The 9,269-nt window shown below is 43.6% G+C and carries 17 protein-coding genes; all 17 read left to right on the top strand.

Features of this window, described 5'->3' with window-relative positions:
* Positions 1-77 precede the first annotated feature (77 nt).
* Entirely contained in the window at positions 78-446 is a 369-nt protein-coding gene (rplN, locus tag MTF64_RS14870) for a 50S ribosomal protein L14 (RefSeq protein ID WP_004589211.1), read from the top strand.
* Positions 447-456: 10 nt separating this feature from the next.
* On the top strand, positions 457-771 hold the full coding sequence (rplX, locus tag MTF64_RS14875; RefSeq protein WP_004589210.1) for a 50S ribosomal protein L24: 315 nt from the start codon (positions 457-459) through the stop codon (positions 769-771).
* A 16-nt stretch (positions 772-787) separates the two neighbouring features.
* Positions 788-1,327 carry a 50S ribosomal protein L5 gene (rplE, locus tag MTF64_RS14880; RefSeq protein WP_004589209.1) on the top strand — a complete coding sequence of 180 codons (540 nt, stop codon included), beginning with the start codon at positions 788-790 and terminating at the stop codon, positions 1,325-1,327.
* A 10-nt stretch (positions 1,328-1,337) separates the two neighbouring features.
* Positions 1,338-1,643 (top strand): 30S ribosomal protein S14, encoded by a 306-nt coding sequence (gene rpsN, locus MTF64_RS14885; RefSeq protein WP_004589208.1) that lies wholly within the window; start codon positions 1,338-1,340, stop codon positions 1,641-1,643.
* A 21-nt stretch (positions 1,644-1,664) separates the two neighbouring features.
* Positions 1,665-2,057: a 30S ribosomal protein S8 gene (gene rpsH / locus MTF64_RS14890; protein WP_004589207.1), complete on the top strand. Its 393-nt coding sequence runs from the start codon at positions 1,665-1,667 to the stop codon at positions 2,055-2,057.
* A 13-nt stretch (positions 2,058-2,070) separates the two neighbouring features.
* Positions 2,071-2,604, top strand: a complete 534-nt coding sequence (gene rplF / locus MTF64_RS14895; RefSeq protein WP_004589206.1) for a 50S ribosomal protein L6 — start codon at positions 2,071-2,073, stop codon at positions 2,602-2,604.
* 9 nt (positions 2,605-2,613) lie between these two features.
* Positions 2,614-2,964, top strand: coding sequence for a 50S ribosomal protein L18 (gene rplR / locus MTF64_RS14900; RefSeq protein WP_004589205.1), 351 nt, complete (start codon positions 2,614-2,616; stop codon positions 2,962-2,964).
* A gap of 9 nt (positions 2,965-2,973) precedes the next feature.
* Positions 2,974-3,480, top strand: a complete 507-nt coding sequence (gene rpsE / locus MTF64_RS14905) for a 30S ribosomal protein S5 (RefSeq protein WP_004589204.1) — start codon at positions 2,974-2,976, stop codon at positions 3,478-3,480.
* Between the two features lie 2 nt (positions 3,481-3,482).
* Positions 3,483-3,665 carry a 50S ribosomal protein L30 gene (gene rpmD / locus MTF64_RS14910; RefSeq protein ID WP_004589203.1) on the top strand — a complete coding sequence of 61 codons (183 nt, stop codon included), beginning with the start codon at positions 3,483-3,485 and terminating at the stop codon, positions 3,663-3,665.
* Positions 3,666-3,669: 4 nt separating this feature from the next.
* Positions 3,670-4,104, top strand: coding sequence for a 50S ribosomal protein L15 (gene rplO / locus MTF64_RS14915; protein WP_004589202.1), 435 nt, complete (start codon positions 3,670-3,672; stop codon positions 4,102-4,104).
* A gap of 10 nt (positions 4,105-4,114) precedes the next feature.
* Complete coding sequence (secY, locus tag MTF64_RS14920) at positions 4,115-5,443, top strand: preprotein translocase subunit SecY (RefSeq protein WP_004589201.1); 1,329 nt, start codon at positions 4,115-4,117, stop codon at positions 5,441-5,443.
* 22 nt (positions 5,444-5,465) lie between these two features.
* On the top strand, positions 5,466-5,579 hold the full coding sequence (rpmJ, locus tag MTF64_RS14925) for a 50S ribosomal protein L36 (RefSeq protein WP_002959476.1): 114 nt from the start codon (positions 5,466-5,468) through the stop codon (positions 5,577-5,579).
* A 125-nt stretch (positions 5,580-5,704) separates the two neighbouring features.
* Complete coding sequence (rpsM, locus tag MTF64_RS14930; protein WP_004589200.1) at positions 5,705-6,061, top strand: 30S ribosomal protein S13; 357 nt, start codon at positions 5,705-5,707, stop codon at positions 6,059-6,061.
* A 12-nt stretch (positions 6,062-6,073) separates the two neighbouring features.
* Positions 6,074-6,460 (top strand): 30S ribosomal protein S11, encoded by a 387-nt coding sequence (rpsK, locus tag MTF64_RS14935; protein WP_002959471.1) that lies wholly within the window; start codon positions 6,074-6,076, stop codon positions 6,458-6,460.
* A 21-nt stretch (positions 6,461-6,481) separates the two neighbouring features.
* Positions 6,482-7,102: a 30S ribosomal protein S4 gene (gene rpsD / locus MTF64_RS14940; protein ID WP_004589199.1), complete on the top strand. Its 621-nt coding sequence runs from the start codon at positions 6,482-6,484 to the stop codon at positions 7,100-7,102.
* Positions 7,103-7,126: 24 nt separating this feature from the next.
* A complete protein-coding gene (gene rpoA / locus MTF64_RS14945) occupies positions 7,127-8,113 on the top strand; it encodes a DNA-directed RNA polymerase subunit alpha (protein ID WP_004589198.1) in 987 nt (328 codons plus the stop codon).
* A gap of 39 nt (positions 8,114-8,152) precedes the next feature.
* Entirely contained in the window at positions 8,153-8,554 is a 402-nt protein-coding gene (gene rplQ, locus MTF64_RS14950; protein ID WP_004589197.1) for a 50S ribosomal protein L17, read from the top strand.
* The last annotated feature ends 715 nt before the right edge of the window (positions 8,555-9,269 follow it).

A 9,269-nucleotide genomic window follows, 5' to 3' on the forward strand; every position in this document is an offset into this window, starting at 1 on the left:
AGTGGGATTTAATCGAAGTGCCTTGATTTTAAACAAATTTAAGGCAAGTTGTAATTACTACACCGGAGGTCATTAACATGATCCAAATGCAAACTCAGCTGGAAGTTGCTGATAACAGCGGCGCTCGCAAAGTGCAGTGTATAAAAGTCCTTGGTGGTTCACACCGTCGCTATGCGGCAGTTGGCGATATCATTAAAGTTTCTGTGAAAGAAGCTATTCCTCGCGGTAAAGTGAAGAAAGGTGATGTTAAAAACGCGGTAGTTGTGCGTACCAAAAAAGGCGTTCGTCGTCCGGACGGTTCTCTGATCCGTTTCGATAGCAATGCGGCTGTTATCTTAAATGATAACTTGCAGCCAATTGGTACTCGTATCTTCGGCCCTGTGACTCGTGAACTTCGTAATGATAAGTTCATGAAAATTGTTTCACTAGCCCCAGAAGTACTGTAAGGAGTCTATCATGGCAGCAAAAATCCGTCGTGATGACGAAGTAATCGTACTAGCAGGTAAAGACAAAGGTAAGCGCGGCAAAGTGCTTTCAGTTGTTACCGAGTCTGGTCGAGTATTTGTCGAAGGCATTAACTTAATCAAGAAACACCAAAAGCCGGTTCCACAATTGAACCAAGCTGGCGGCATTGTTGAGAAAGAAGCGTCTATCGACGTATCAAACGTTGCGATCTACAACTCGGAAACGAGTAAAGCAGATCGTGTAGGTTTCAAGATTGAAGATGGTAAGAAATTACGTATCTTTAAATCTACTGGTAAAACTATCTAATAGTTGGAGTAGAATGATGGCGAAACTGCATGAAGTATATAAAGACAAAGTAGTTGCTGAGCTTCAAGAGAAGTTTGGTTTCAGCTCTGTCATGCAAGTCCCTCAGATCGAAAAGATCACATTAAATATGGGCGTGGGCGAAGCCCTAGCTGACAAGAAGATTTTAGATAACGCTGTTGCGGATCTAGAAGCTATCGCTGGTCAGAAACCTTTAATCACTAAAGCACGCAAATCTGTTGCTGGCTTCAAAGTGCGTGAAGGCTACCCAATAGGCTGTAAAGTAACCTTACGCGGCGAGCGTATGTGGGACTTTTTTGAGCGTTTGGTATCAATCGCTATCCCACGTATCCGTGACTTCCGTGGTGTGAGTGCTAAGTCTTTTGATGGACGTGGTAACTACAGCATGGGCGTACGTGAACAAATCATCTTCCCAGAAATTGATTACGATAAAGTAGACCGTGTACGCGGTATGGATATCACAATCACAACTTCTGCGAAATCTGATGAGGAAGGCCGTGCGTTGTTAGAAGCGTTTAACTTCCCATTCAAGAAATAAGGGTAGGGTTATGGCAAAGAATTCTATGAAAGCGCGCGAAGCAAAGCGCACTAAACTAGTTGCTCAGTACGCTGAAAAGCGTGCAGCACTAAAAGCTATCATCAGCGATGTTAACGCATCTGAAGATGATCGTTGGGACGCGGTACTTAAGCTTCAAGCTTTACCACGTGATTCTAGCCCTGCACGTCAACGTAATCGTTGTAACATTACGGGCCGCCCACATGGTTTCCTTCGCAAATTCGGCATGAGCCGTATTAAAGTTCGCGAAGCAGCTATGCGCGGTGAAATTCCTGGCCTTAAAAAGGCTAGCTGGTAATAGTATCACGGGAGTAAGACTATGAGCTTGCAAGATCCTATCGCGGATTTGTTTACACGTATCCGTAACGGTCAATCAGCGAAGAAAGTATCTGTAACGATGCCAACTTCAAAGCTGAAAGTAGCAGTAGCTAAAGTATTAAAAGACGAAGGTTACATCGCAGATTTCGCTGTAAACAGCGAAGCGAAACCTGAGCTTTCTATCGAGTTGAAATACTTCGAAGGCAAAGCTGTAATTGAAAATATCCAGCGTGTTAGCCGCCCTGGTCTACGTATCTATAAGAAACGTGACGAATTACCGAAGGTAATGGGTGGTCTTGGTATCGCTATCGTATCAACTTCTAAAGGCCTAATGACAGACCGCGCAGCACGTAGTGCTGGTGTTGGTGGTGAAATCATTGGCTTTGTAGCTTAATCGGAGGGGAACTATGTCTCGCATAGCAAAGGCACCAATCAATGTTCCTGCCGGTGTAGAAGTTACATTAAAAGGCCAGGACATCACAGTTAAAGGCAAAAACGGTGAACTTACTCGTACTATCAACAACGCTGTTGAAGTACAAGTTAACGACAACGTTATTACAACTTTACCTCGTGAAGGCGTAGCTAATGCATGGGCTCAAGCAGGTACTGCTCGCGCTCTAATCAACAACATGGTTGTTGGTACGCATGAAGGTTACGAGAAGAAACTTCAGTTAGTAGGTGTTGGTTACCGTGCTGCAGCTAAGGGTAAAGTTTTAGACTTAACACTTGGTTTCTCGCACCCAGTTAATTTCGAAGTTCCTGAGGGAATTACGATTGAAACTCCAAGCCAAACAGAAGTTCTAGTTAAGGGCGTAGATAAGCAGTTAGTTGGTCAAACAGCTGCTAACATTCGTGCATACCGTAAACCAGAGCCTTATAAAGGTAAAGGTGTTCGTTATTCAGATGAGAATGTACGCCGTAAAGAGGCTAAGAAGAAGTAAGGTAAGACGATGGATAAAAAAACAGCTCGTCTACGTCGTGCTAAACGCACTCGTAGAAATTATATTGAACAAGGCACAACGCGTCTTGTTATCCACCGCACGCCACGTCACATTTACGCTCAAGTAGTTAATGCTGAGGGTACTGTACTGGCTGCTGCTTCTACTGTTGAGAAAGCTATTAGCGAAACAGTTAAAGGCACAGGCAACGTTTCAGCTGCACAAGCAGTTGGTAAAGCGGTTGCAGAACGTGCGGCTGACAAAGGCATCGAAAAGATTGCTTTTGATCGCAGTGGCTTTAAATATCACGGCCGTGTGAAGGCGCTAGCTGATGCTGCGCGTGAAGCCGGTTTGCAATTCTAGGAGTAGACAATGGCTAACGTAGAAGCAAAGCAACAACAGCCTGATTTAGCTGAAAAGCTAATCGCGGTAAACCGTGTGTCTAAAGTAGTTAAAGGTGGTCGTATCTTTAGCTTCACTGCACTAACTGTAGTTGGTGATGGCGCAGGTAAAGTAGGTTTTGGTTATGGTAAAGCTCGTGAAGTTCCAGCTGCTATTCAAAAAGCAATGGAAAAAGCACGTCGCAACATGATCAATGTAGACCTAAATGGCAACACATTACAGCATCCTGTTAAAGGACGTCATGCTGGCTCACAAGTGTTCATGAAACCAGCATCTGAAGGTACTGGTATCATCGCAGGTGGTGCTATGCGTGCAGTACTAGAAGTTACTGGTGTGCAGAACGTACTTTCTAAATGTTACGGTTCTACCAACCCGATCAACGTAGTACGTGCAACGATTCAAGCTCTAGAGAACATGAACTCTCCTGAGTCAATCGCTGCTAAACGTGGTCTGCGCGTAGACGAAATTCTGGGGTAACCATGGCAAATAAAACTGTAAAAGTAACACAAGTAAAGAGCTCTATCGGTCGTTTACCGAAGCATAAAGCTACATTACGCGGTCTTGGTTTACGTCGTATCAACCACACTGTTGAGTTAGAAGACACAGCATGTGTGCGTGGTATGATCAACCGAGTTTCTTACATGGTTAAGGTAGAGGGTTAATTTCATGCATTTGAATACACTTTCACCTGCTGCAGGTTCTAAAACTGCTCCAAAACGTGTTGGTCGTGGTATCGGTTCTGGTCTTGGTAAGACTGGTGGCCGTGGTCACAAAGGTCAAAAATCACGTTCTGGCGGTAAAGTACGCGTTGGTTTTGAAGGCGGTCAAATGCCTATGCAACGTCGTCTACCTAAATTTGGTTTCACTTCACGCAAATCGTTAGTATCTGCAGAAGTAAACCTTTTTGAAATCGCTAAAGTTGAAGGCGATGTGGTAGACCTAAACGCGTTACAAGCAGCTGGTCTAGTTAAAAAGAACGTTCTGTTCGTTAAAGTTGTTAAATCTGGCGAAGTTTCACGCGCTGTTACCGTTAAAGGCCTTAAGGCTTCTAAAGGTGCTCGCGAAGCTATTGAAGCTGCCGGAGGCAAGGTAGAAGACTAAGGAAGTACTAATGGCTAAACCAGGTCAAGATACACAAAGTGCACAAAGTGGACTTTCGGAATTGAAGCGTCGATTACTATTTGTTTTAGGTGCTATCATTATTTACCGTCTAGGTTCATTTGTGCCAATCCCTGGGATTGACGCCGCTGTACTTGCCGATTTCTTCGAGCAACAAAAGGGCACCATTGTTGAGATGTTCAACATGTTTAGCGGTGGTGCGCTTGAGCGAGCTTCAGTGTTAGCACTGGGTATTATGCCGTATATCTCGGCTTCGATTATTACGCAACTATTAACGCATATGTATCCTCCGTTTATAGAGCTTAAGAAAGAAGGTGAGCAAGGGCGTAAAAAAATTAGCCAGTACACACGCTACGGCACGCTTGTGCTTGCTACTATCCAATCAATCGGTATTGCAACTAGCTTACCGGGCATGATGGAAGGGTTAGTTGTTAACCCGGGTCTCGGTTTCTATTTCACCGCAGTGGTGAGTTTAGTAACTGGTACTATGTTCCTAATGTGGTTGGGCGAACAAATAACAGAACGCGGTATCGGTAACGGTATCTCAGTTCTAATATTTGTTGGTATTGTAGCTAACCTGCCGTCTGCTATTGGTTCGACAGCCGAAATGGCGCGCCAAGGTGATTTGAATGTTTTTGTACTGTTGATGGTTGCGGTTATAGTATTCGCTGTTACTTATCTTGTAGTGTTTTTCGAACGTGGACAACGTCGTATCGTTGTTAACTACGCTAAACGCCAACAAGGTCGTCAAGTATTTGCTGCTCAAAGCACGCATTTACCACTAAAAGTAAACATGGCGGGTGTTATTCCACCAATCTTCGCTAGCAGTATAATTCTGTTCCCTGGTACAATTGCAAGCTGGTTCGGCCAGGGTGAAGGTCCGGTCGCTGATGTGCTACAAGCTATTGCAACAACGTTGACTCCAGGTCAGCCTTTGTATGCGATGGTGCTAGCAGCAGCTATCATCTTCTTCTGCTTTTTCTACACAGCGTTGGTTTTTAACCCGCGTGAGACAGCAGACAACCTGAAGAAATCTGGCGCATTTATCCCAGGTATTCGTCCAGGTGAGCAGACATCTAAATACATTGATAAAGTGATGACACGCCTGACATTGGCAGGTGCTTTGTATATAACCTTTATCTGTCTGGTGCCCGAATTCATGACTATGGCATGGCAAACGCCATTCTATTTCGGCGGTACATCAATTTTGATTATCGTTGTAGTAATCATGGACTTTATGGCACAAGTACAGACTCACCTGATGTCACATCAGTATGATTCTGTGCTGAAAAAAGCGAACCTTAAAGGCTACGGCCGATAAGGTCAGTTTACGGAGTTGAGCAATGAAAGTACGTGCTTCCGTTAAGAAAATATGCCGTAACTGTAAAGTTATTAAACGTGCTGGTGTAGTACGCGTAATTTGCAGTGAGCCTAAGCATAAGCAAAGGCAAGGCTAAGTAAACAGTCGTGCAGGCTGAGATTTCTCGGCCTGTGTTTTTAGTTGTGATTTGGTCTTCGTTTGAGTATCCTTACGGGCTTTTCAAACTTTTGATTACCAAATTCAAATATAGGAGATGTGTTAGTGGCCCGTATCGCTGGCATTAACGTCCCTGATCATAAACATGCAGTTATTGGTTTAACAGCTATTTATGGCATAGGTAAGACTCGCTCTAAGGCTATCTTAGAAGCGACTGGTATCGCCGAGACCACAAAAATCGGTGAACTTTCAGACGAAACTCTTGACGTACTGCGTGATGCAGTTGGCAAGTACACTGTAGAAGGTGACCTTCGTCGTGAAGTTACTCTAAATATCAAGCGCCTTATGGACCTTGGTTGTTTCCGTGGCCTACGTCACCGTCGCTCTTTACCACTACGTGGTCAAAGAACAAAGACTAACGCGCGTACCCGTAAGGGTCCTCGTAAGCCTATTAAGCGATAAGGGGATAGTATTATGGCTAAGACACCAATTCGTCGTAAAAAGGTTAAAAAGCAAGTTGCTGATGGTATGGCTCATGTTCATGCGTCTTTCAACAACACTATTGTAACAATTACCGACCGTCAAGGTAATGCACTATCATGGGCTACTGCCGGTGGTTCAGGTTTCCGTGGTTCACGTAAATCTACACCATTTGCTGCTCAGGTTGCTGCAGAGCGTGCAGGTACTGCTGCTCAAGAATACGGTTTAAAAAATCTAGAAGTTTTCATTAAAGGTCCAGGTCCAGGTCGTGAATCTGCTGTACGTGCTTTGAATGCTGCTGGTTACCGTATCACCAACATTACTGACGTGACGCCAATACCACACAATGGTTGTCGTCCACCGAAGAAACGTCGCGTTTAACAATAGGTTAGGAGAAATAACATGGCAAGATATTTGGGCCCTAAGCTCAAGCTGAGTCGTCGTGAAGGTACTGACCTGTTCCTTAAGAGCGGCGTAAGAGCTATCGACTCTAAGTGTAAACTTGAGACTGCACCTGGTCAGCACGGCGCTCGTAAAGGTCGCTTATCTGATTACGGTTTACAATTACGTGAAAAGCAAAAAGTACGTCGTATCTACGGTGTATTAGAAAAGCAATTCCGTAATTACTACAAAGAAGCTGCTCGCCTTAAAGGTAATACAGGTGAAAACTTGTTACAGCTTTTAGAGCAACGTTTAGACAATGTTGTATATCGCATGGGTTTTGCTAGCACACGCGCTGAAGCACGTCAGTTAGTAAGCCACAAAGCGATTTTAGTTAATGGTCGTGTTGTGAACATTCCTTCATACGTAATTGCTCCAGAAGATACTGTAGTAATCCGTGAGAAGTCTAAAACACAAGCACGTATCATCGCTGCTCTAGAGTTGGCTGAGCAACGTGAAAAGCCGACTTGGGTTGAAGTTGACGGTAAGAAATTGGAAGGTAGCTTTAAGCGCCTACCTGAGCGTTCAGATCTGTCTGCGGACATTAATGAACAACTAATCGTCGAACTTTACTCTAAGTAAAGTTAAGAGTTAAGAGAGGATAAAATGCAGGGTTCTGTTACAGAATTTCTAAAACCAAGGTTAGTCGATATCGACGCTATCAACCCAACGCGTTCTAAAGTAGTTTTAGAACCACTAGAGCGTGGCTTTGGCCATACTCTGGGTAATGCCTTACGCCGTATACTGTTATCATCTATGCCTGGATGTGCAGTAACTGAAGTTGAAATCGACGGTGTATTGCATGAGTACAGCGCGAAAGAAGGCGTACAAGAAGACATCATTGAAATACTACTAAACCTAAAAGGTCTAGCAGTAACGTTAGAAGGCAAAGATGAAGTTTTTCTGACCCTGACTAAATCTGGTGTAGGCCCTGTGACTGCGGCTGATATTCAGCACGATGGCGATGTAACAATTGCTAATCCAGATCACGTTATTTGTCATTTAACGACAGATAGCAGCGAGATCAGCATGCGTATTCGTGTTGAGCGTGGTCGTGGTTATGTGCCGGCATCTAGTCGTTTATCCTCTGATGACGATGAGCGTCCAATTGGTCGATTGCTGCTTGATGCATCATTCAGCCCAGTTGAACGTATTGCGTACTCGGTTGAATCAGCCCGTGTTGAGCAACGTACAGACTTAGACAAGTTAATCATTGATATGGAAACAAACGGCACCTTAGATCCTGAAGAAGCGATCCGCCGTGCGTCTACTATCTTAGCTGAGCAATTAGATGCATTCGTAGATTTACGTGATGTAACTGAGCCAGAAGAGAAAGAAGAGAAGCCAGAATTCGATCCTATTCTACTTCGTCCAGTTGATGATCTTGAACTAACAGTACGTTCAGCAAACTGTTTGAAAGCCGAGCAAATTCAATATATCGGTGATTTAGTTCAGCGCACTGAAGTTGAGCTTCTTAAAACGCCTAACCTAGGCAAGAAGTCTCTAACTGAAATAAAAGACGTGCTAGCTTCACGTGGTCTTTCTCTAGGCATGCGCCTAGAAAATTGGCCGCCTGCAAGCCTAGCTGAATAATCTAAATCACTATATTAGTTTAGTTAGAAGGATAGGGTCATGCGCCATCGTAAGAGTGGTCGTCAATTAAACCGTAACAGTAGCCATCGTAAAGCGATGTTCAGCAATATGGCAGGTTCTTTGGTGAAACATGAAATCATCAAAACTACTTTGCCTAAAGCGAAAGAGTTACGCCGTGTAATTGAACCTTTAATCACACTGGCTAAGACTGACAGTGTAGCAAATCGCCGTTTAGCGTTTGCTCGCACGCGTGATAATGAAGTAGTTGGTAAGTTGTTCAGCGAAATCGGTCCTCGTAATACAGACCGTCCAGGTGGTTACACTCGTATTCTTAAGTGTGGCTTCCGTGCTGGTGATAATGCACCAATGGCTTATATTGAACTAGTAGGTCGCCCAGCGACTAACGAAGAAGTTCAAGAAGACGCGCAGTCTGCAGAGTAAGTCTTTAAAGAGACACCAAAAAGCCGAGCTTAATGCTCGGCTTTTTAATGCCTAAAATTTGACATCCCTCCAAATAGTTACTTGATAATTACCTATTACCTATTACCTATTACCTATTACCTATTACCTATTACCTATTACCTTCATTCTGTTAAACCGACTTAGTTAAACCAATGTAGTTATAAAGCCTGCATTCTCAAAAAGCTTAATTATGCGGTAACCCTATAAGTCGAGTGTATAAGGTTTATAAAACATACCCCAGGCTGTAAATGTACAGTGTAATTAGGATAGTGATAAAGCAATTTGGCCAACCAAACAGAGATATTTAATTTTAACTCGCTAATTTAGTGGGCTTAAGGCTACTTTTAGTAGAGTTTTTGAGCGTTTAGCTCAAATACTCAGCGAACAGTCATTTATTTCAAGTTTTCTTCAAAAAAGGGTTGATCTGTTTTCGGATCTCCCTATAATGCGACCCCACTGAGAGGGCAGACAGCAACGCTTAGCGAGGCAAGAGCTACTTAGTGAGTCGAGTAAAACTTAGTTTTAAAAACTTTCAAGTTTAACAAAATTAAGTGTTGACAAAAAAATAGGAAAGCGTAAGATGCGCAGCCCTAGCGAGATAAAGTTTAACGCTTTAATCGCAACGTTCTTTAACAATATAAAGCAATCATCTGTGTGGGCACTCGTACAGATTGAGTTCTAACAGCCAAGCTAC

Source organism: Pseudoalteromonas sp. 2CM41L (genome assembly GCF_023161905.1).
GTDB lineage: Bacteria > Pseudomonadota > Gammaproteobacteria > Enterobacterales > Alteromonadaceae > Pseudoalteromonas > Pseudoalteromonas atlantica.